The organism is Bacillus sp. LNXM12-1, assembly GCF_003004375.1.
Lineage (GTDB): Bacteria > Bacillota > Bacilli > Bacillales > Bacillaceae > Bacillus.
Map to the genome: position 1 here is coordinate 1,362,652 of NZ_PVWX01000001.1, position 21,549 is coordinate 1,384,200.

23 protein-coding genes and 1 other annotated feature are annotated in these 21,549 nt (G+C 41.5%); of the genes, 7 read left to right on the forward strand and 16 right to left on the reverse strand.

The window, feature by feature from the left end:
• Positions 1-4: 4 nt before the first annotated feature.
• The gene (locus C6Y07_RS07130) at positions 5-376 is read right to left on the reverse strand and encodes a winged helix-turn-helix transcriptional regulator (RefSeq protein WP_106061163.1); all 372 of its coding nucleotides are present in this window, start codon (positions 374-376) and stop codon (positions 5-7) included.
• 157 nt (positions 377-533) lie between these two features.
• On the opposite strand from C6Y07_RS07130, the gene C6Y07_RS07135 reads away from it, so the two are divergent.
• Together C6Y07_RS07135 and C6Y07_RS07140 are read left to right on the forward strand one after the other, a co-directional pair.
• Positions 534-1,721: an MFS transporter gene (locus C6Y07_RS07135; RefSeq protein WP_106061290.1), complete on the forward strand. Its 1,188-nt coding sequence runs from the start codon at positions 534-536 to the stop codon at positions 1,719-1,721.
• A gap of 13 nt (positions 1,722-1,734) precedes the next feature.
• The gene (locus C6Y07_RS07140) at positions 1,735-2,574 is read left to right on the forward strand and encodes an aldo/keto reductase (RefSeq protein ID WP_106156468.1); all 840 of its coding nucleotides are present in this window, start codon (positions 1,735-1,737) and stop codon (positions 2,572-2,574) included.
• A gap of 45 nt (positions 2,575-2,619) precedes the next feature.
• Here C6Y07_RS07140 and C6Y07_RS07145 read toward each other — a convergent pair whose 3' ends face one another.
• From C6Y07_RS07145 to C6Y07_RS07170, 6 genes are all read right to left on the reverse strand, one after another.
• A complete protein-coding gene (locus tag C6Y07_RS07145) occupies positions 2,620-4,119 on the reverse strand; it encodes an extracellular solute-binding protein (RefSeq protein WP_106071946.1) in 1,500 nt (499 codons plus the stop codon).
• Between the two features lie 25 nt (positions 4,120-4,144).
• Positions 4,145-5,005, reverse strand: a complete 861-nt coding sequence (locus tag C6Y07_RS07150; RefSeq protein WP_087976618.1) for a carbohydrate ABC transporter permease — start codon at positions 5,003-5,005, stop codon at positions 4,145-4,147.
• Between the two features lie 219 nt (positions 5,006-5,224).
• Positions 5,225-5,977: an NAD-dependent epimerase/dehydratase family protein gene (locus tag C6Y07_RS07155; RefSeq protein WP_060597049.1), complete on the reverse strand. Its 753-nt coding sequence runs from the start codon at positions 5,975-5,977 to the stop codon at positions 5,225-5,227.
• Between the two features lie 46 nt (positions 5,978-6,023).
• Positions 6,024-6,926, reverse strand: a complete 903-nt coding sequence (locus C6Y07_RS07160) for a dienelactone hydrolase family protein (RefSeq protein WP_106048481.1) — start codon at positions 6,924-6,926, stop codon at positions 6,024-6,026.
• A gap of 130 nt (positions 6,927-7,056) precedes the next feature.
• Entirely contained in the window at positions 7,057-9,471 is a 2,415-nt protein-coding gene (gene leuS / locus C6Y07_RS07165) for a leucine--tRNA ligase (protein WP_034665405.1), read from the reverse strand.
• Positions 9,472-9,568: 97 nt separating this feature from the next.
• Positions 9,569-9,790 (reverse strand) — a binding site (T-box leader).
• Between the two features lie 103 nt (positions 9,791-9,893).
• Positions 9,894-10,223 (reverse strand): DUF4257 domain-containing protein, encoded by a 330-nt coding sequence (locus C6Y07_RS07170; protein ID WP_223249904.1) that lies wholly within the window; start codon positions 10,221-10,223, stop codon positions 9,894-9,896.
• Between the two features lie 426 nt (positions 10,224-10,649).
• On the opposite strand from C6Y07_RS07170, the gene ytvA reads away from it, so the two are divergent.
• Both ytvA and C6Y07_RS07180 read left to right on the forward strand, forming a co-directional pair.
• On the forward strand, positions 10,650-11,453 hold the full coding sequence (ytvA, locus tag C6Y07_RS07175; protein WP_060597051.1) for a YtvA family blue-light photoreceptor: 804 nt from the start codon (positions 10,650-10,652) through the stop codon (positions 11,451-11,453).
• An 84-nt stretch (positions 11,454-11,537) separates the two neighbouring features.
• Positions 11,538-12,239 (forward strand): coiled-coil domain-containing protein, encoded by a 702-nt coding sequence (locus tag C6Y07_RS07180; RefSeq protein WP_106156470.1) that lies wholly within the window; start codon positions 11,538-11,540, stop codon positions 12,237-12,239.
• 62 nt (positions 12,240-12,301) lie between these two features.
• Here the strand turns inward: C6Y07_RS07180 and C6Y07_RS07185 are convergent, their stop codons facing one another.
• The 7 genes from C6Y07_RS07185 to C6Y07_RS07215 form a co-directional block, all read right to left on the reverse strand.
• Entirely contained in the window at positions 12,302-13,612 is a 1,311-nt protein-coding gene (locus C6Y07_RS07185; protein ID WP_060597052.1) for an ABC transporter permease, read from the reverse strand.
• Entirely contained in the window at positions 13,602-14,300 is a 699-nt protein-coding gene (locus tag C6Y07_RS07190) for an ABC transporter ATP-binding protein (RefSeq protein ID WP_106071948.1), read from the reverse strand. Before C6Y07_RS07190 ends, C6Y07_RS07185 begins: the two co-directional genes overlap by 11 nt.
• A gap of 20 nt (positions 14,301-14,320) precedes the next feature.
• Entirely contained in the window at positions 14,321-15,307 is a 987-nt protein-coding gene (locus tag C6Y07_RS07195; protein WP_106036990.1) for an ABC transporter permease subunit, read from the reverse strand.
• A complete protein-coding gene (locus tag C6Y07_RS07200; RefSeq protein WP_060597055.1) occupies positions 15,301-16,179 on the reverse strand; it encodes an ATP-binding cassette domain-containing protein in 879 nt (292 codons plus the stop codon). The genes C6Y07_RS07195 and C6Y07_RS07200 overlap by 7 nt, the downstream gene beginning before the upstream one ends.
• Positions 16,172-16,564 carry a GntR family transcriptional regulator gene (locus tag C6Y07_RS07205; protein ID WP_034665384.1) on the reverse strand — a complete coding sequence of 131 codons (393 nt, stop codon included), beginning with the start codon at positions 16,562-16,564 and terminating at the stop codon, positions 16,172-16,174. The genes C6Y07_RS07200 and C6Y07_RS07205 overlap by 8 nt, the downstream gene beginning before the upstream one ends.
• 17 nt (positions 16,565-16,581) lie before the next feature.
• Entirely contained in the window at positions 16,582-16,761 is a 180-nt protein-coding gene (locus tag C6Y07_RS07210; protein WP_034665379.1) for a hypothetical protein, read from the reverse strand.
• Between the two features lie 142 nt (positions 16,762-16,903).
• A complete protein-coding gene (locus C6Y07_RS07215; protein WP_034665376.1) occupies positions 16,904-17,179 on the reverse strand; it encodes a YtzC family protein in 276 nt (91 codons plus the stop codon).
• A gap of 152 nt (positions 17,180-17,331) precedes the next feature.
• Between C6Y07_RS07215 and mnmL the strand changes: the two genes are divergently transcribed.
• Positions 17,332-18,297: a tRNA modification radical SAM protein MnmL/YtqA gene (mnmL, locus tag C6Y07_RS07220; protein WP_003217704.1), complete on the forward strand. Its 966-nt coding sequence runs from the start codon at positions 17,332-17,334 to the stop codon at positions 18,295-18,297.
• Positions 18,294-18,869, forward strand: a complete 576-nt coding sequence (gene mnmM / locus C6Y07_RS07225) for a tRNA 5-(aminomethyl)-2-thiouridylate-methyltransferase MnmM (RefSeq protein ID WP_060597056.1) — start codon at positions 18,294-18,296, stop codon at positions 18,867-18,869. The genes mnmL and mnmM overlap by 4 nt, the downstream gene beginning before the upstream one ends.
• Before the next feature lie 215 nt (positions 18,870-19,084).
• Here mnmM and C6Y07_RS07230 read toward each other — a convergent pair whose 3' ends face one another.
• Together C6Y07_RS07230 and C6Y07_RS07235 are read right to left on the reverse strand one after the other, a co-directional pair.
• Positions 19,085-20,164, reverse strand: coding sequence for a tetraprenyl-beta-curcumene synthase family protein (locus C6Y07_RS07230; RefSeq protein WP_106048477.1), 1,080 nt, complete (start codon positions 20,162-20,164; stop codon positions 19,085-19,087).
• A gap of 30 nt (positions 20,165-20,194) precedes the next feature.
• Positions 20,195-20,974, reverse strand: a complete 780-nt coding sequence (locus tag C6Y07_RS07235; RefSeq protein ID WP_034665364.1) for an alpha/beta hydrolase — start codon at positions 20,972-20,974, stop codon at positions 20,195-20,197.
• A 45-nt stretch (positions 20,975-21,019) separates the two neighbouring features.
• Here C6Y07_RS07235 and C6Y07_RS07240 point away from each other — a divergent pair, with 45 nt between their 5' ends.
• Positions 21,020-21,535: a gamma carbonic anhydrase gene (locus tag C6Y07_RS07240; protein WP_106031925.1), complete on the forward strand. Its 516-nt coding sequence runs from the start codon at positions 21,020-21,022 to the stop codon at positions 21,533-21,535.
• Positions 21,536-21,549 lie beyond the last annotated feature (14 nt).

Below are 21,549 nucleotides of genomic sequence, written 5' to 3' on the forward strand. Positions count from 1 at the left end.
TTTTTTATTTAAATTGTTCATTTAAAATGCTGTCTTCCAGCACTGAAAGCGGCTCTCCGTACACACGTTCAATATGAGCTGCTCCCCAATCACAAAGCGCATTCAGAATTCTTTCGAGCGACTGTCCGTATTCACTTAATTCATATTCCACTTTAGGCGGTACTTGCTCATACACAATTCGGTTAATCACCCCATCACTTTCAAGCTCTCTCAGCTGTTGTGTAAGCATTTTTTGTGTGATGTTTGGCATGAGCCGCTTCAATTCATTCGTGCGTTTTTTTCCATGTGTTAAATGACATAAAATCACGCACTTCCACTTCCCGCCAATGACCTCAAGGGTCGCTTCCACTGAGATATTATATTTTTTCTTTTCGATCAAATCCTCACTCCTCTTTGTGCGAACAGGCACTTTTTAGTACCTATATTACAAAAAAGTACGTACTTTTTTTTTCGTCATCTATGTTAGATAATAACTCTTGCCGATCGGCTTCGTCTATCAAAATGTCATCATAGAAGGATGTGAACACTTATTCATGAAGAAAAAGCAAAACCACTTTGCCCTTCTCGCACTAGCCATTAGTGCTTTTGCTATAGGAACCACTGAGTTCATTAGTGTCGGTCTTTTGCCGATGATTTCAGATGACTTTGGAGTGAGCGTCAGCCAGGCGGGCTGGACCGTCTCTTTATATGCACTTGGTGTGACATTCGGCGCGCCTATTTTGACTTCTCTGACTTCAACGATGAAAAGAAAGACATTGCTATTGCTCATTATGCTCGTCTTTTTGATTGGAAATACACTAGCCACGATTGCTCCGACTTTTTCAGTGCTATTAATCGGACGGGTCATTTCAGCCTTATCCCATGGAATCTTTATGTCCATCGGCTCTACGATTGCTGCAAGCCTTGTAGTGAAAGAAAAACGGGCAAGTGCGATTGCCTTTATGTTCACTGGATTAACAGTTGCTACTGTGACGGGCGTGCCATTTGGGACATTTCTTGGCCATGAGCTCGGCTGGCGGACGTCATTTGGTGTGATTGTCATCATTGGTCTGATCGCACTGATATCAAACTATTTTCTTGTTCCATCTCAATTAAAGCAAGGCGTGAAAACATCATTTAAGGATCAAGCTGTCTTATTAAAAACAAAAAGAATCTTGCTTCTATTTGTCATTACAGCAACAGGATACGGAGGAACCTTTGTCGTCTTTACGTATTTATCCCCTCTCTTACAGCATGTGACAGGTCTTGCGCCTGAGGCGGTGGCCTTGATCCTGCTTTTATACGGGATCACGATCGCAGCCGGAAATGTCATTGGCGGAAAGGCTGCTAATGAGCAGCCAATGAAAGCACTGATTTACATGTTTATCATCCAAAGCATCATTATGTTTACCCTTAGCTTGACTGCTGGATTCACGGTGCTAGGCATTGGAACCGTCATGCTGATGGGACTGTTTGCTTTCATGAATGTGCCTGGATTGCAAGTAGTTGTCGTTGACTTTGCAGAAAGATACACACCAGGAGCAGTCGACGTCGCTTCCGCTATGAATATCGCTGCCTTTAATGCCGGTATCGCCATCGGCTCATTTTTAGGCGGCATCGTGACAGATACTCTTGGGCTTGTGCATACAGGCTGGGTCGGCGGCATCATGGTCCTTATCGCAGCAATTCTCACGATGATTAGTTTTCGAATGGAACAACAAGAACAAAATCAAACCATCTAAAGGAGTTTTCAATATGAACCATTTACAAAGTACAAAAACATTAAACAATGGGATCCACATGCCAGGATTTGGTCTTGGTGTATTCAAGGTTGAAGATGGCGCAGAATTAATAGACGCCGTCAAAACAGCCATTCAATTAGGCTATCGCAGTATTGATACAGCGGCTATTTACGGAAATGAAGAAGGTGTTGGACGAGGCATACAGCTTGGTTTAGCAGAAACAGGACTGCGCCGCGAGGACCTCTTTGTGACATCAAAAGTGTGGAATGCCGATTTAGGATATGAATCTACCCTAAACGCATACGAAGAAAGCTTGAAAAAGCTTCAGCTTGATTACCTTGATCTGTATTTAATCCATTGGCCGGTTGAAGGAAAATATAAAGACGCTTGGCGTGCACTGGAAACCTTGTATCGTGAAGGAAAAGTCAGGGCCATCGGAGTGAGCAACTTCCAGCCGCATCACCTAGACGAACTATTAAAAGGTGCAGACATCATACCAGCTATCAATCAAGTGGAGTTTCACCCAAAACTGACGCAGGAAACACTCTTTACGTATTTGAACACACATGGCATTCAAATGGAAGCTTGGTCACCGCTAATGCAGGGGGAACTGCTTCATCATCCGGTGATCAAAGAGCTCTCGGACACATACGGCAAAACACCTGCTCAAATTATTTTGCGCTGGGATGTGCAAAAAGGCGTCATCACCATTCCAAAATCAACGAAAGCCCATCGTTTAAAAGAAAATGCAGACATATTTGATTTTGCCTTATCTGATGAGGATATGAAGCGCCTTTCTGACTTAAATGAAAACAAACGTATCGGTCCAGACCCAGACAACTTTGACTTTTAATAAAAACACCCCCGCTTTTTAACTGTGCGGGGGTGTTTATGTTGATCATTTTGATTTTTTAAAGGAAGCTTCATATTCTTCTATGATTTTATGACCACCGTTTGATTTCCACTTCTCTACATCTTTCTTAAATTGATCTTCACTGATGTCTCCAAGAATGAACTTATAAGTCGCATCATCGATGATTTTTTTCAACTCGTTTCCTCGCTCTGAGGCTGTTTCTGAATACAGGCTTTCAGCAGGATTGGCGACGATGATGTTTTGATTGTCTTCTTCTAGCTCTTCATATTTTGTACGAACCGCATCTCCTTTATTTTTCAAGTAACGTTTATCAATTCCTACTAGACTGACAAGCGGCTGTACGTCTGTCTGCCAGCTTTTCACTTGGCTTTCTTCTCTGACAAATGTATTCCCTTCTTCTTTCTTATAATGCTCGCCATCAATACCGTACGTCATGAGACCATATACATCTTCTTCTGCAATGCGGTCAAAGAAGGCCAAAATCCGTTTTAATTCTGCCTCTGATTTCACGCTTGTTTTAGGGAATGCAAAGATGCCATTATGACCACCTGATGCCCACACACGTTCTTTGCCATCTGGGCCTTTGATTCGGTTGATGATATCTATTTCCATGTTTTTATCTGTCGCGTCATCTCTCAAGTTCACTGCGTCTACCATATTCCCAACATAGATCCCTGCTTTTCCTTGTGAGAATAATTCCTGCTGCTGTGTTTTGCTTGTAACAGGGAAGTCTTTGTTGATATAGCCATTGTCACGCAGTTTCTTCATGTATTTCATTGTATTCATGTACTCATCTGTCATGAAGTCTGGCGTGAATTTGCCGTTTTCTTCTTTCCAGTCTGTCGGCATTCCCTCATATGAACCGAGTGTTTTAAATGCCCCATAAATCAAATCGTTCCGATCCGTAAAGCCAATTGTATCCGCTTTTCCGTTTTGATTCGGATCTTTTTCAGTAAAAGCTTTAGCTACCTCATAAAGATCATCCAATGTTTTTGGTGTATCCAAATTTAAATTTTCAAGCCAATCCTTTCGAATGACAATTCCTTGTCTTGAAAGTGGTCTCTCTCTATAAATGCCATAAAGCTTACCGTCTATAGAGGCGTTTTTATTAATCAGTTCGTTCATCTTACTTAAATTTGGATAATCCTTTAAATACGGACCGACTTCCCAGAACATGCCTGATCTGAACGCATTAATAGCAGACGAATTCTTAATGTCTTGAATCGTGACAATCTGCGGCAGATTCCCTGCGGCAAGTGCGGAATTTAAACGGTCTTCCTTCACGGCATCAGGCACCCATGTAATATCAAGCTCTGTATTTGTGAGCTTCTCAATCTCTTTTATGACGGAATCCTTCGGTGGCTGCTGATGATACAAAATAGCCATCCAGGTCAGCTTTACCTTTTTATCTAAATCAACCTTTTCATCTGATGAACTTGTTCCTTTGCTTGAACATGCGGATAGAATACCGCTTGCTGTAAATAACAGGACAAACGCAATCAACCATAATTTCTTTCTCCCCATAAGATCCCTCCGTTGTTCCATCTTTTTAACCTTTTACAGAACCTAGTAATGCCCCTTTGTTAAAATGCTTTTGAATAAATGGATAGACAAGCAGAACTGGAATGGTCGCTACCACAATGACAGCCATTTTAATCGTTTGGTCTGGCGGTGGTGTGGATGATCCCATATCCGACATATCTCCCTGCATTCCGCTTGAGACAATGACAATCTGCCTTAGCAGCACCTGAATCGGCCATTTCACTGAATCATTTAAATACAGGATGGCGGTCATGTACGTATTCCAATACGTCACGGCATAAAAAAGTGAAATGGTCGCAATAGCTGGCAAAGAAAGTGGCAGCACAATTTTAAAGAAAATCCCTAAATCGTTACAGCCATCCATCTTCGCTGATTCCTCAAGGCTTGCCGGGATGTTTTGAAAGAAGTTTTTCAAAATGATCAAATTGAATGCATTGATCGCAACCGGTAGAATAAGTGACCAATAGGTATCAAGCAGACCAAGTGTTTTCACCACAATAAACGTCGGAATCATACCTCCACTAAACAACATCGTGAAGACAACGAGAAACATCAATGTTCTCCGGCCTTTTAGCTCCTGACGAGACAGCCCATATGCCATGAGTGAGGACAAAAACATGCTGACAGCTGTTCCAACGAGCGTCACAAGAATGGACACAATGAGGCTACGATACACAATATCCGTAGAGAAAATATATCGATAGGCCTCTAAAGAAAACGTGGTCGGGAACAAGATAAACTTCTTCGTGATGACCTCTTCTACTGTAGCAAAAGAGGCTGCAATGACATGGATGAACGGAAGCACACATATTAATGCGAACATGAGTAGAAAAGAGTAATTAAATAAGTTGAACAATCGGCCTTTAATAGAACGATCTATGTTCATCACGCCCTTTCTTTGAAAGCGTTATCATTTCGTCCGAAAATAAGCTGCAGCCTGTGACGATATCGTGATTAAAATGTAACAAACGGGGGAAGAAAGCGTCTATAATCATCTTGACAGACCAACTGGATGGATCCTGTCAATCGTGCTTTTATGCTCATGAAACAAAAGAATAAGATCATCAGCTAATGACATGATTATGCCCTATGCCTGATCATTTTCTTCTAGGATTTCCGTCGTATTCACATCAGGTCTGTAGCCTAACTCCTGCTTTATTTTTTCCGTAGTCCAGGGCTTTTCTTCGTTTTCTGATACGGCATAATATGTCCCAAAGGGGACGGTCGTTTCAATCGCTGCCTTTGTCATCCCTATAAGATCTTCATGTGACAGAAGTGTTCGTTTCGTTCTTCGTTTCTTGTGTAATGCCTCCATCTCATCCGTCACAACCGTTCCAATCCGTAAATTAATAACAGACATCCCCGTTTGATCGTGGAACAAACGGCCTAGCTGTTCTGAAGCAAATTTTAAAATACCATAGACATTTTTAGTCGCTGGCACATCGTCTGTTGTAATATTTCGCCCTAGTAAGGAGCGGCCATCCTCTTCATAACGATCGGTCACATGATTGCTGCTTGCAAAAATGACTTTTCGTATGCCGAGACGTGCAGCTGATCGAAACATATAATAGGAGCTCCTCCAAAAAATATCATTCATTTTTTCAAACTCCTCAAGATTCATCACATCATGCGTCATATCCATGTTTAAAAGGTGCATGATGACATCTGTATCTCTCGGAATCGCCTCATATAATTCCTGTTCATTCGCTGCATCTGCTAAAATGGCTCCTTTTACACAACTCGTTTGATCAATGATGGTGATCTCGTACTCAGAAGAGAGCGCTTTTGTTAATATACGGCCTATCACACCGCATCCGCCAATGATCGTGATCTTTTTCATCTGTTTCCTCCTTTCTATTGACGTAGTATGTCCAAGCCTTTATGGGTTACAGCCATTTTTTCAAAAATCGAGTGGCCTCGTGACGCATAGCGGCTGTTTCAAAATGACCTGCATGAAGACCAACAAGCTGATACCGTTCTTTCAATGAAGCAGTTTGATAGGTTTGACTCAATCCCTTTTGAATGCGTCCGACGCCTTCAGCAGGCGTGAGCGGATCAAGTTTTCCAACTAGGCTTAAATGCGGCCTTGGAAAAATCATTTCCTGAATATCAGCTGCTGTAAAGTACTTTGCTAAGCTTGGTACATAGTAATAAAAGCCATGCCTGTCTAAATTGTTCGTTTCAATTAATGTGTGATGATCGACCTGTGCGCAAAGATCAATACACACACTGACCCTCTCATCAAGCGCAGCAGTCCACCAGGAAAGAAGCCCTCCCATTGACATTCCAAAAACAGCTAACCGGTCCGGCAGCACATCAGATCGAGACAGCACATAATCAATCGCACACATGCTTTCATACAGCATCATGCCCCACATCACTTTTCCTGTTAAAAGCATCTCCTTAAAAATTTCACTTTCTGTTCTTCCTCTTCTCTCACCAAACCCTGCATGATCGATAGCCAGGACACTATAGCCTTTTGATGTGAACTCTTTCGCATATGAAGGCGCTTGCAAATAATGAGCACCTTTGATCAGCTCTTCCTTCCCATCCACGTAGTTCCCGCCATGAGAGTGCTGGAACAGCACAACAGGTCTTTTTTTCACCGTATCCTTTGGCTTTACAAAATAAGCAGGCACTTCCTCTACACCATGAATCGAAAGAATGAGTGTTTCGACTACATACGATTCACGTTCCTCGATCTTTAACGTATATGCCTCCACGCGATGGCGTTCTGGCATTTCTCCTAACAGACTGAGCAGTTGTTCACGTTTGCTTTCCTTTTCCATTGACGTCACTCCTCATTTTCTTGATCACCTGTTAAAATACGAGGTCGATGAAGTAATCACCTTGTTTTCGACAAAATTATGTCCCGGGAAATAAAGAACACCCACCGGTTCATACCGATGGGTGTCATCATTAGTTCGCAACAATATTGACAAGCTTCCCAGGAACCGCAATCACTTTGCGAATGGTTTTCCCTTCAAGCTGTTCTTTTACGCGTGCATCATTTTTCGCAAGCTCTTCTAACTGTTCTTTTGTTGCATCAGCAGGAACGGTTAATTTTGCTTTCACTTTTCCATTCAACTGTACGACAATTTCTACTTCATCGTCGACAAGCTTTGACTCGTCATATTGCGGCCATGCTTCATAAGAAATAGACCCTTCATGACCAAGTTTATTCCAAAGCTCTTCTGCTAAGTGCGGTGCAATTGGAGAAAGAAGTTTCACAAAGCCTTCTGCATATTCTTTCGGCAGTGTATCAGCCTTGTAGGCATCATTGATAAACACCATTAATTGTGAGATCCCTGTATTGAAGCGCAGGCCTTCATAATGGTCCGTTACCTTCATCACGGTTTCATGATAGCTGCGTTCTAATGCGCCTCCAGTTTGCTCCGTCACTTTATCACTGATTGTGCCATCTTCATTTGTGAATAGACGCCATACACGATCAAGGAAACGGCGAGCACCATCAAGTCCTGTTTCAGACCAAGCGATTGATGCATCTAAAGGTCCCATGAACATTTCATAAAGTCGTAATGTATCCGCACCATGAGATTCTACGATATCATCTGGATTGACAACGTTCCCTTTTGATTTACTCATTTTTTCATTATTTTCTCCAAGAATCATTCCTTGGTTGAACAATTTCATGAAAGGTTCTTTTGTAGGAACAACACCGATATCATACAAGAACTTATGCCAGAAGCGCGCATATAGAAGATGCAGTACAGCATGTTCTGCTCCGCCAATATATACATCAACAGGAAGCCATTTCTTTAGCTTCTCAGGAGATGCAAGCTTTTCTGAGTTATGCGGGTCAATATAACGTAAGAAATACCAGCAGCTGCCTGCCCATTGCGGCATTGTATTGGTTTCACGGCGTCCTTTTTTACCTGTTACAGGATCTACAACCTCAACCCACTCTTTGATATTGGCTAAAGGTGATTCACCTGTACCACTTGGCTTAATCTCAGTGGTTTTAGGCAAAATCAGTGGAAGCTCTTCCTCTGAAACGGCTGAAGAAGTTCCGTCCTCCCAATGAATAATTGGAATTGGCTCACCCCAGTAACGCTGGCGGCTAAATAGCCAGTCTCTTAAACGATATGTGACTTTCTTTTCGCCTTTTTGATGTTCTTCAAGCCATGCAATGGCTTTTTCAATCGCTTCTTCTTTTCCTAATCCATTGAGGAAATCAGAGTTAATGTGTTTTCCATCACCTGTGTAAGCTTCTTTTTCAATGTCTCCGCCTTCTACAACTTCCTTGATTGGAAGATCAAATGTTTTGGCGAATTCATAGTCACGCTCATCATGGGCAGGTACCGCCATAATCGCGCCTGTTCCATAAGTAGCCAGCACGTAATCTGCAATCCAGATCGGCATCTTTTCACCATTTAATGGATTGATGGCATAAGCGCCTGTGAAAATACCCGTCTTCGTTTTTGCAAGATCTGTCCGCTCTAAGTCGCTCTTTGATTGAATTTCTTTGATATATGCTTCGACTGCTTCTTTTTGAGCAGCTGTTGTAATTTTTTCAACAAGTGCATGTTCTGGTGCAAGTACCGCATATGTTGCACCAAATAATGTATCCGGACGCGTTGTGAAAACAGTAAACTGTTCGTCATGTCCTTCTACTTCGAAATGAACGTGTGCACCTTCTGAACGTCCGATCCAGTTACGCTGCATATCTTTGATGCTTTCAGGCCAATCAATGTCTTCTAAATCTTCTAACAGCCTGTCCGCATATGCCGTAATCTTCAGCATCCATTGCTTCATCGGACGTCTTTCAACTGGATGCCCTCCGCGTTCACTTTTTCCATCAATGACTTCTTCATTTGCAAGAACTGTACCAAGCGCCGGGCACCAGTTCACTGGTACTTCATCGATATACGCCAATCCCTTTTCGTACAATTTCAAGAAAATCCATTGTGTCCATTTATAATAATTCGGATCAGTCGTGTTGATTTCTCGATCCCAATCATATGAGAATCCTAGTGATTGAATTTGGCGGCGGAAGTTATTGATGTTCTCTTCTGTAAAGACCGCTGGATCATTCCCTGTATCTAGTGCATACTGTTCTGCTGGAAGACCAAATGCGTCCCATCCCATTGGATGAAGAACATCATATCCCTGCATACGTTTCATGCGTGATAAAATATCCGTTGCTGTGTAGCCCTCAGGGTGCCCGACATGAAGCCCTGCTCCTGATGGGTATGGAAACATATCAAGCGCATAGAACTTTGGTTTATCTTCCGAGTCAGATGTGGCGAATGTTTTATGTGTCAGCCAATAATCCTGCCACTTCTTTTCAATTTCCCGATGCTGAAAACTCAATGTGAAAACCTCCTTTAATATGTACGGCTGTATCTGCTCAGATGACCACTGCAAGAATTCAGATTTTTCTAAAATCAACAAAAAACCCTCATCCCTGGAAAGGGACGAGAGATTTTTTGGTTCCCGCGGTACCACCCTTGTTAGCGTCACTTTCTGTTTGTACGCTCACTTAATATCTTTAACGCAGACATGCGACAGAAGCTTTAACGCAACTGCAACTCTGAGGCGAGTTCAGAAGCAGATTTGATTGACTTTCACCAGCCGTCAATTCTCTAAAGACAAATACTGCTTTCCTACTACTCCTCTTCACTGTTCTTATCGTAACCGTCATCTAAGTAGTATTTTATAGAATTATGATCATAAGTGCAAGCAGGTTTGTATACAATGGGAATGTACCCTAGATCAGGGTAAAGTAGAGGATATTATTCGTGTGGAGATCGGTTATGACGGTTGGAGTCTGCATCCTGTGAACGCTGTTCTCTTACAAAATCAAAGCTTCGCAGAACTGCTTCTCCTCCGTAACCTGAAATAATTGATAAGATGACCAAGTGCAGACTAGAATCGGGATTTGAGGATAAGACAAGCAGTGTAGCGGCAATCATCCCAACGAGCCAATCTTCAATAAACCCTAAATAAATAAACTTTTTTGTCATTCTGGGCTTCTCTAGCCTGCCTTTTTTCTTTACGTGACCGAGAATGCCCATGACCCCTCCAATGGCGCAAGCAATAATGACTTGTTGCAGCATTTTCATCACCTTCCTAAAGCCCTTAGAATAGTAAAGCGACTTCAGGCTGTCCAGCCCCCTGTAATGCCATTCTGCTGTTCCGTCATAATCCATGTAAAAGGTCTATTCTCTCTAACGAAGAAAAAAAGCTTGTTTCTTCCATTATATGTGAATGACCCAAAAACAATCTTGATGCATTGGAATCATTTTTACCTAATCCATATTAACTATTTTTGTCATTTTATGAATTATGAGCAATTGATTCCTTCTTTTTCTAAAGAAAAGTCTCCTTACTTACTATATTCTAATGGAGGACAAACTATGATGACAAATTTAACAAAGCCATTGCAATCATTGAAACAGAACATATGTTATGTTACGTTATTAAGGAATACTTTTGGTTGAAAAGACAGCCATTTGATATGTCTGCTAGTAGCAGCAAAGGAGGGTAATATGGTCAGCTCGAACATCTTCGGCTTGCAAAAACAGCTTGAACTCATAAAAAAAGCGCTAGATCATGCGCGGATCGGTGTTGTCATTACAGACCCTTCTTTAGAGGATAACCCTATCGTTTATGTGAACCATGGCTTTACACACATGACTGGATACAAACCAGATGAGATTCTTGGGCGTAATTGTCGATTCCTTCAAGGAAAAGACACAGATCAAGAGCAGCTTGATTTAATACGTCATGGAATACAGAATAAAATACCTATTACCACACAGCTAAAAAATTATAAAAAAGACGGTACTTTTTTTTGGAATGAACTCAATATAGATCCTCTATACATTGAACAAGATGATAAAACATTTTTCATTGGCTTTCAAAAGGATATTACGAAACAGAAAGAATATGAACAACTCCTAGAAGATTCCTTACAGGAAGTCACCTCTCTTTCGACGCCAATCGTCCCAATCAAAAATGGTGTATCTGCTCTACCACTCATTGGAAAACTATCTGAAGAACGCTTTGATGCCATTGTTGCGAAGTTAACTTGTATATTAGATGATTCAAAGGATGATTATTTAATTGTCGATCTTTCTGGCTTAATCGATGTCGATGATTCCGTTGCAGGACGCATTTTCAAGCTGCATCATCTTCTCAGTTTAACTGGAACCGAACTGATCATCACAGGGATCAAACCGCAGCTTGCGATGAAAATGAAAGACTTGGATACAGATTTCCAGGATGCGATCACATATTTGACGGTTAAGGAAGCAATCAAAGGATTACCATTAGCTGAAAACCCTGTGTAAACAGGGCTTTTTTAGTTAAACCGCCCCTAAAAATGGAAAAATGAGGTATGATAGGAGTAAATAGAGATTTAGGGGGGCTTCTAGATGATGATGTTACTCATCATAGGTCTTTTATGTGTTTGTTTCGCCATAGGATATGCCGTCAATTTCTTATTACTCAAACACCAGAACGAGCATATCTTTTCAAAGAAACTATTTTATCCTTTTTTGATCTTGGGTCTCGTCTTTTCCATTATGTCATTATCGTTTGCTGCCACAGATGCACCGAAGGCACAAGCAGATCCATCTTCAGAACAGCTGTTAAAGGATCAAAAGCAGCTCACATCTGACATATCGCGCTTAAAAGCTGATAAAGAGGAGCTTACTGCCTCTTTAGAGGACGCAACAAAGGATAAAGAAAAACTAGCTAAAAAGCTAGAAACCATCACCTCAGAAAAAGAAACAGTCAAAAAGCAAGAAAAGACCATTCAAGCGCTTGAAGAGAAAATAGACAAGCTTGCCTCAAGCAATGAAACACTCAAAAAAGAGAACAAGAAAAGCAGCAGCGATACGAACTCTTCCACTGTTCAGCGCTCCGCTCCTAAAGATGAAGGAAAAAGTACAGGCGGTCATGAATCGCAGAAGGAAACAAAAAAAGAATCAGCAGCCTGTAACATCAAAGGAAGTGTCAATGGCATTTATCACACACCGAGCAGCAGATACTACTCTAGAACAAAAAATGTAACCAAAATGTTCTGCTCCGTAGAAGAGGCAGAACGTGCAGGGTACCGGGCACCTAAGCAATAGCCATGTGTCACAAAAAAAGAACCTCCTGTCAGCCCAATCGGGTGTCTTAGGAGGTTCTTTTTTTAGATTTCTCTTCTTAATGCTGCTAATACATTCGTTTTTGTTGCTTTACGTGCTGGGTTAAGCCCTGAAAGGATCGCTACCCCTGCGCTAATCACTGTTGCTGTGATCACAAGGCTGAGCGGAATATAGGAGAAGGTGATCGAGAATTGATCGCTTGACCCTCCCTCTGACATGGACGACAAAATGGCTGGAATGATTAAATTGACGGCGAAACTAATGATATATGAGATGATAATACCGATGATCGACCCAATCACCCCAATATAAGCACTTTCCATGAGGAACATTCGCTTGATAATCGATGGATTCGCACCAATGGCTTTCATAATCCCAATCTCTTGTGTTCGCTCTGTTACTGCCATTGTCATCGTATTAAAAATACCAATTGCAGAAATAATGACTGCGATACAGCCGACAAAAATGAGTCCAATTTTGAAGACAGTAAAGAACATATCCATACCTTCGAGCTGATTCGTCACAGAGATGACTTGGTAGCCCTCATCTGTCAGCTTATTCGTGAGTGCACCGACATTGTCGAATTTATCTGCATAGACAGAGGTCATTTTCTCGACATTTCCTGCTTCAGGAGATAGATCAAGTATTTGACCAAATTCCTTTTCATACGCATTCGGAATGAGAATTTTATGATCCTGCTGCCACTCCAAATTTGGCTTTTTCATGACTCCTACTACACGGAAATCAAATGTTTTTTCTTTGACGACTTCATTTTCTTCGTTGAGTTTTGGTACCTTGATTTGAATCACTTTATTTAAAATATCTTTCGTGTAGCCTTTTGGCTCTTTTGGTTCTTCTTCACCGTTTGACGTTTGATTTAATTCTTTTTCATAGGCTTTGCGCTCTTTATCCGTCCAGAGAAGTTCAGCCATATGATACCCAACCACAATTTCGTTTGCTGATGTTGGGACTTTCCCTCTGTCTAGTTCAAGCCCTGCTTCTTTTTCCTCTTTCATATCGGTCAGAGCAGCCTGCGTTTCACTTGAGCGGTCATCGAGCTCGACGTTTACCGATGGAACGAGAGACGTTCTTGAGACGACAGATTTCACATGGTCATATTTCTTTAAATCATCTACCTTGACGGCACCTTTTTCCTTGCCTAACACTTTCACTTCAGTGATGATTTGCTGTTTCATGATTTCATCTTGCGCCGATTTTTGCAAACCAAAACCGACAGATGCTAGAACGATTAAGAAAGAGCATGCCATTGTCGTCGCAAGAATGGTCATAAACACACGCAATCTATTTTTCTTCATGTTTCTTCTAATGAATTTGACCTGATCTCTAAATTTCAATGGTCTGTTCCCCTTTCTTTAATACACCATCATGAAGCTGGAACGTTGTATCTGCAATTGAAGCGACTTCATCGTCATGTGTAATGATGACAAACGTGATTCCTTTTTCACGATTGAGCTGCTGGATAAAGGCTAGAATTTCTGCTTCGGTTTCTGAATCTAGACTGCCTGTTGGTTCATCCGCTAATATAATAGATGGATTTAAAATCAAGGCTCTTGCAATACTCACACGCTGTTGCTGCCCGCCGGACAACTCATTCGGGTAATGCCCTGTATGATGTTCGAGGCCTACTCGTTTCAGCATTTCTTTTACTTTCGTCTTTCGTTCAGACGGCTTCACACCTTTTAAAGTGAGCGGAAGTTCAACATTTTCATACGTCGTTAAGCTCCCGATCAATTGAAAGCTTTGAAAGATAAAGCCAAAGTGATCTAAGCGGAAGTCCGCCCATTCTTTTTCATTAAAGCCGGTCACATCGGTACCATCAATGACAATTTGTCCGCTCGTTGGCGTAATATATCCTGAAATTAAGTTCAAAAGGGTAGATTTCCCCGAACCACTTCGTCCCACAATACAAGCAATGTCGCCTCTTTTGATGGATAGGTCAATCCCTTTCAGCACAGGAATTTCATTCTCTCTGCCCTTTTTACCAATTTTAAACACATGATCTAACGCTTGAACCTGAATCATCTCTACTCCCTACTCTCTGTTTATCTTTTTCGATATATTAAGAAATAACTTGTTAGTGCACCTACAACGCCGCCTATTAACATGCCAGTGATATAACCAAACATGGAATTATCAGAAGAAAATCCAACCCATCCAAATCCTAGAACACCGAAGACAATGACCATAATCTGAATAGGTCTATCCATTTTTGAGTAAAGGAAGAACCGGCCATTTCGTTCAATCGGATGCTTCATAAAGCTAAGCAAACCAATGAGATAAAATACAATCATCATCACAATGGGTACGATGAATTCTTCACCAGTGAACCAAAGTGGATATTCATGTTGAAAACGTTCAGTGGTGATATAAGTAATTGGAGAAATAGGCGAGATCAAATAATTGAAGATCCGATCCATCCACATTCCACTTGTTTTCATGATAAAATCTAAATGAACGATCGGTAGTCCAATCACTAAAAAGGGTAAAATAGCTGTGCTAAATGCAACGATTGCCTGGGAAATAGCACTTCCTGTTAAAGTACCAGCTGCAAAAAACAAGCTATACATCATCCAAGAGGACAGCAGCGAAAAGAAATAACCGCTGTTAAAGCCAGGTACCTCTAATGGATTAAGGCCTAATATAAGTAAATAAGTGAGAACATATGAGACGGCATGAATAATCGCAATGATTCCAGCGCCTAAGAAGAACTTAGTGTGATAAATCGTACTTCTGCTAAATGGCAAGGATAAGGTAAAATCCATCTGCCCTTTATTTCTCTCAAATCCAAGCTGAATCACAGCAAAGAAAATTCCCATTAACCATGAAAGGGAGAGAAAAGCATCCGTCTTAAAGATATAAGAAAAACGTGGTGAATCCGTAATACAAACTGTATCGTTTATGCACGTTTGAAAAGACGAATATTCCATTAAGAATGCAAAGGGCGTCGCAAGCGCCGCAACCAGCATCACTAAAATAAATGTCAGCTCTGATTGCTTCCACTCCTTATATAATAATTGCCGCTTTACCATCTCCGTTTCCCTCCAAACTTTGCAATGAATACTTCTTCTAAATTCACAGGCAGTTCATGCCATACTTTTGGCTGCAGCGACTTCAAGTACTCTTTAGCCTCTACATCGGTTTTAAGAACAAGCGCTGTATAAAAAATGCCCGCTTGATCTAATATAGCAACGCCATTTTTTCGTATACTCAAGTTCATATCTTCTTCAAAAGCCATCTGAATTTTGACATAATCATTCTTTAATTCATCTAGATCCATGACACTTGTGAGTTCATTTCCTTCTAAAAACCCGATTCGGTTACACATACGCTCAATATCCTCTAATCGGTGCGATGTAATGAGAATCGATGTTTCACGTTCCGCTACCTCGTCGATCATGAGCTGAAGAACATCATTTCTTGTGACGGCATCAATTCCATCTGTCGGTTCATCTAACAAAATCACCGCTGGCTTGATCGCAAAGCTTAAAATTAATGACAGCTGTTTTTTTAACCCTGTCGATAGTTCACGATATTTCACTTTTTCCGGAATTTCATAGCGGTTCACAAGCTCATTGGCATATGTCACGTCAAACTTCGGATAAATATGCTTTAACAGCTGGACAAGCTGTCCGTAATTGTATCTGTCAAAGTAGGGATTGACGACTGGCATATACACAATATTTTGCTTCACTAAAGGATGGTCTTTCACAAGCACGTCTTTAAAATAAATCTCTCCTTCATCTGGAAGAAGAATTTGCTGAATCAAGCGGAGAAGTGTTGTTTTTCCTGAGCCATTCCTGCCTAGCAGACCGAAGATCTCACCTTCGCCTATTTTGAAGGAAACGTTACTGAGTACTTCACGTCCATTTAATGTCTTTGATACATTTCTAACCTCAATCAACTTGTTTTCCTCCCTCAAGACTTGAGCCGATCTCTTCTATCCATTCCTTCAGTTGTTGAATATCAATACCGGCATAATGAGCTTCTATGATGAGTTGTTTTAATTGCTCCTTCATCTCCAACACCTTCCCTTCATTCAGCTTTAACTGAGCCCCTTCTGTTACATACGTACCGCGGCCTCTTAGTGTTTCAATAATCCCTTCCCGCTCAAGCTCTTTATATGCTTTACTGACGGTGTTTGGGTTGGCGATGATAATGGTGGCGAGCTCTCTGACAGAGGGCAGTTTGTCACCAGGTTTCATTACACCTTTTAGACATAAAATTTTCAACTGCTCAATGATTTGTTCATATAATGGCGCAGCGCTTCGTGGATCTATTTGAATCATGATGGCTCCCTCTTTCCTCATTCATGCTTTTGCAGTCCTATCGCTTGTTCATGCCCTTGCATTAAAGGGATTGAATTAGGTATCAAATCTTTTTGAACTTCAAAACCAATGAAAACGAGAACGAAAAAAAATGTACATGCTAACGCAACAGCCAGCACCATCCACTTCAAATTGATTGGTTTTTTTTCTTTTTTCATGGTTGAACACCTTTCTTCACTTTTTAAGTGTCTTTAGTGTATTAGTTGTTGTAGTACACTTAACACAATAAAGACACTCAGCCAAAAAGTCAATAGCCTTTTAAAAAATAAAAAACAGACCCTTAAAAAAAGGATCTGTTCATCATTCGTTGTCGTAAGAAATACCTAAAATCATTTGATTTTGCAAGCTTTGAATTTGAACACGCGCCCTGTCTAATCGCTCTCTTTGCTGATCATTGGCGACATCTTTTAATTTTTCTAATTCGTTCACCGCATCTTCAAGCATAAGCTGCGCCTTAGAAAATTCGTCCTCATTATAATGCTCTTGGCGTAAGTTCAAATCAAATTGCTCATTTGCAAACTCAAGGGTTTCAGTACTTTTTTGGATAAATTCATCGATCGACTGCCTTGTTGCCATCTTGCATTCCCTCCATTTCATCATTGCTCCCGCCTATTTTGCCCACGTAAAGCTTTTTCACTAAAGAAAATGTTGGACAGATTCAATTGTCCTCCTTCATGATTTTTGTTAAACTTTAAGGATGCCTATTATTACGCAAGGAGGTTACTGACTTGGATCAGCATAACCCTTTTTTATATTCAAACAGCGAAAAACGCTATCACACATGGAACTATCATTTGCGAGAGCACTTTGGTCATAAAGTATTTAAAGTGGCCTTAGACGGCGGCTTTGACTGCCCAAACCGTGATGGTACTGTAGCCCACGGAGGCTGTACATTTTGCAGTGCAGCTGGGTCTGGTGATTTTGCAGGAAACCGGGCTGATGATCTCATCACTCAATTTAACGAAATCAAAGACCGGATGCACACAAAATGGAAAGACGGAAAATATATGGCGTATTTTCAAGCGTATACAAACACACACGCCCCGCTTCCTGTTCTAAAAGAAAAATTTGAAACCGTCATGAATCTGGATGGAGTGGTTGGTTTATCTATTGCGACAAGACCTGACTGCCTGCCAGATGACGTGGTGGAGTATTTAGCCGAATTAAATGAGCGCACTTATCTCTGGGTAGAGCTTGGTCTTCAAACGGTTCATGAACGTACAGCGATGCTCATTAACCGTGCCCATGATTATGAATGCTACGTAGAAGGTGTAGAAAAACTGCGAAAACACGGAATTCGTGTCTGCTCGCATATCATCAACGGACTGCCTCTAGAAAACCGGGACATGATGATGGAAACAGCAAAAGCTGTCGCAGATTTAGATGTGCAAGGAATTAAAATTCATTTACTTCACCTTTTAAAAGGAACCCCAATGGTCAAGCAATACGAAAAAGGCAAATTGGAGTTTCTAAGCCAGGAAGAATATGTTCAGCTTGTTTGTGATCAACTGGAGATCCTGCCGCCAGAAATGATTATTCACCGCATTACAGGGGATGGCCCAATTGAATTAATGGTTGGTCCGATGTGGAGTGTAAACAAGTGGGAAGTACTAAATGCCATTAATGCTGAGCTCGAAAGACGTAACAGCTACCAAGGCAAACGTTTCGTCAGATTGGAAGAAGCAGCCAAATGATTTTGAAACGCATGCTCCCTTTTAGTAAAGAGCTGTTAGAACGGGCTTGTCAAAAAGGCGACATCGTCATTGATGCAACGATGGGAAATGGCCACGATACACGCTATTTAGCTGATCTTGTAGGAAATGATGGACAAGTTTTCGCATTCGACGTACAAGAGGAAGCCCTACAGCAGACGAGAAAAAGGCTTGGCGAGGGATATCCTTACGTTCATCTGATTCACGATGGGCATGAAAAACTGGCTCATCACCTGCCAAAGGATGTTTATGGACATATTTCTGGTGCGGTGTTTAACCTTGGGTACCTGCCCGGAGGCGATAAAGCCGTCACCACTCAGGCTCATACAACCATCGAAGCCATCGAGCAGCTCCTCGACTGGCTTAAACCCGGCGGTCTGATCGTCCTTGTGATTTACCATGGACACTCCGAAGGAAAAAGAGAAAAAGAAGTACTTCTTGACTATTGCAGATCACTTCCTCATGAAGAGGCACAAGTTTTATCATATCAATACATGAATATTCAAAACGACCCGCCTTTTGTGGTCGCCATTGAAAAAAAGCTCAAATCCTAATGATCTGAGCTCAGATTATTGACAAAGGGCCAAAATGATTTTTATTTTAGCCCTTTGTCTTCTTTCAGCGTGATAGAAAACCTTTGCAGTCTAGGAAGAACGAGCACCGGAACGGAGCGAATTTGACATTCGTGAGTACCGGCGCACAGGACTGACAAAGAATGCGAGGGTTTGTCTGCGCGCTGAAGCTCAAATCCTAATGGATTTGAGCTTTTTTATGAGGATTTCATCCAAGGCATTTTCTGATAGGTCCGGTAAGCTCTTCCGTTGATATAGAAAAAGAATGATGTTTTCCCGCTTGATTTGATCAGCCGTTTTGCCAGCTTATTCATCTCTTTTTGGGCTGTCACTTTTTCATCGGACAAATAGACTGCCAGTAACCCTCTGTTAATCAATTTGTGAAAGTTTTCGTGCGGAATGCCTTTCAGCTGCTCATCCGCTTTTTCAATAAAATGCTGAAGTCTATCCATCATCTCATGATGAGAGGCATAGTAGGAGCAAAAGTTCAGATCTCCCCCAAGCCGGTCTTCTTCTTGGTCAATTAAATAATCAAGTAAAATGTGCAGACCTTGGATATAAGGGAAATAGCTTTCGTAAATTTGCTTCGCCTGCTTTTCTGTAAAATCCGGCTGCAGCGCATACGCCACAAGACAGAAAATCCCTAACGTTGACCCTGCACAAGCTGAAAATTCATACCATTCCATCTTAGGCAAATCCTTTTCATACTGGCGAAACCACGATTCTAGACGCGGGACCCGTTCATGAGGAACGACGTGTTTATGTACTTGCAAATCACTGTAGTAATCACACAGCGTGTGTAAATATGGCTGAATGATTGGATAATGCTCAAGGCGCGTAAGCACGTCTTGACATGTGCGGACAAGCGCATGTAAATACCCATGATCCTCTTGATCATCACGGAATTGATAGTAAGGCTTGAGCTCAGCATGAATATCAAGCGCATCTCTCATCGCTTGATGCAGCATATGAAAATCTTTTGGATCCAGCGACGTGCTGCGGTCACATAGGTTATCTAAGTAATCACTGATGGTTTGATACGCCACAATGAATTCAATACACGTTTCTTTCGCCTCACCTGCTAGAAGAGATAAAATGCCTCCGCCTTCACAGTGAAAGGTTTTACTGGATATGCTCGCTAGTGCCTGCGTTCGCAGTTCTTCATTTTCAATCATTTCTGCATGAGCCCGCCACTTTTTCAGCTGCTGATGAACAAGCGGAAAAATATCTTTATACACCTTTGTCATCAGTGCAAAAGGACGCTCTGGTACTGACAAATCAATCCACCCCCAACTTAAAGCTCACCATCAAATATATTGATCTGTAAAGGCTCTTGCTGCCTTAAACACATCTTCTCTTTCCGGTTCATTAAAAATTTCGTGATACAGTTCTTCCCATTCACGGTATGATTTATTGGTTGATTCAATGCCATTGAACCATTTGATCACCCTCGTTTTATCCACGATCTTATCATCGCCCGCCTGCATTAAAAGGAGCGGAATCGATTTAAAGACATTCGTTGGCTGCATGGCCGCATCAATATTTTTGATCAGCTCTCGGTACCAGCGAACCGACACCTTTGTTACGTAAAGAGAATCATTTGAGTCTGCCTCAATCACAGCCTGATTCCGTGTGGCTAGTTCAATCGACAGCCCTGACTCGACTTTAAAGGACGGTGCCAGCACATTTAGACCTTTTGATGCAAAATCCATTAGCTTCTTCGGTTTAAATTGCAGACCTAAACAAGGTGATGATAAAATAAGGCCATCAATCTTCGTATGGGTATACTGCTTGATCCACTCAATTGAAATGAGTCCACCCATACTGTGTCCAAGTAAAAAAGTAGGAAGCCTGAATGATTTCGCATGTTCGATCCATTCATCTATTGTATCAATGTATTCCTGAAACGAGCGAATGTGGCCGCGCGCACGTGTCGATGTCCCTTGCCCAGGGAGGTCACCCATAACGACGTGATAGCCTGCATTTCGCCACATTTCGATCAGCCATTTATATCGGCCGTGATATTCACTCGCACCATGTACAATTACAATTGTACCAACTGGTCTTTCAGCATGCCAAGTCCACAAAGTAAACACCTCACAAATGTTGTATTAAGAAAGGAAGTCGAAAAAGTGATTTATCCATATCATCAGTTTACACCTGAGATTCATGAATCGGTCTTTGTCGCAGATAACGTCACCATTACTGGTGATGTCACGATTGGAGAATATTCGAGCGTGTGGTTTCAAACCGTCATCAGAGGCGATGTCGCTCCTGTGAGAATTGGAAAAAACGTCAATATTCAAGATTTATCCTGTCTGCATCAAAGTCCTGGAAAAACACTTCTTATAGAAGATGGTGCTACCATTGGACACCAAGTCACATTACATAGCTCAATCATTCGAAAAAATGCCCTCATTGGTATGGGGTCCATCATTCTCGATGGTGCAGAAATTGGCGAAGGTGCCTTTATCGGTGCAGGTAGTCTTGTCCCTCAAGGAAAGGTTATTCCAAAAGGATCACTCGCTTTTGGCCGTCCAGCCAAGGTCGTCCGTCAGTTAACAGATGAAGATATCCAAGACATGGACAGAATCCGTAGAGAATATGTAGAAAAAGGACAATACTATCGTTCCCTTTTATCCCGTTAACATCATACGTGTAT

Coding starts and splice junctions, on each gene's coding strand:
- C6Y07_RS07205 (WP_034665384.1), bottom strand. CDS start 16,564: ATGATTCAAATAGATCCACGAAGCGCTGCGCCATTATATGAACAAATC.
- C6Y07_RS07155 (WP_060597049.1), bottom strand. CDS start 5,977: ATGAAAAAGATCACGATCATTGGCGGATGCGGTGTGATAGGCCGTATA.
- ytvA (WP_060597051.1), top strand. CDS start 10,650: ATGGTCAGCTCGAACATCTTCGGCTTGCAAAAACAGCTTGAACTCATA.
- C6Y07_RS07195 (WP_106036990.1), bottom strand. CDS start 15,307: ATGGTAAAGCGGCAATTATTATATAAGGAGTGGAAGCAATCAGAGCTG.
- C6Y07_RS07160 (WP_106048481.1), bottom strand. CDS start 6,926: ATGGAAAAGGAAAGCAAACGTGAACAACTGCTCAGTCTGTTAGGAGAA.
- mnmM (WP_060597056.1), top strand. CDS start 18,294: ATGATTTTGAAACGCATGCTCCCTTTTAGTAAAGAGCTGTTAGAACGG.
- C6Y07_RS07135 (WP_106061290.1), top strand. CDS start 534: ATGAAGAAAAAGCAAAACCACTTTGCCCTTCTCGCACTAGCCATTAGT.
- C6Y07_RS07145 (WP_106071946.1), bottom strand. CDS start 4,119: ATGGGGAGAAAGAAATTATGGTTGATTGCGTTTGTCCTGTTATTTACA.
- C6Y07_RS07190 (WP_106071948.1), bottom strand. CDS start 14,300: ATGATTCAGGTTCAAGCGTTAGATCATGTGTTTAAAATTGGTAAAAAG.
- C6Y07_RS07210 (WP_034665379.1), bottom strand. CDS start 16,761: ATGAAAAAAGAAAAAAAACCAATCAATTTGAAGTGGATGGTGCTGGCT.
- C6Y07_RS07180 (WP_106156470.1), top strand. CDS start 11,538: ATGATGATGTTACTCATCATAGGTCTTTTATGTGTTTGTTTCGCCATA.
- C6Y07_RS07215 (WP_034665376.1), bottom strand. CDS start 17,179: ATGGCAACAAGGCAGTCGATCGATGAATTTATCCAAAAAAGTACTGAA.
- C6Y07_RS07170 (WP_223249904.1), bottom strand. CDS start 10,223: ATGAAAATGCTGCAACAAGTCATTATTGCTTGCGCCATTGGAGGGGTC.
- C6Y07_RS07140 (WP_106156468.1), top strand. CDS start 1,735: ATGAACCATTTACAAAGTACAAAAACATTAAACAATGGGATCCACATG.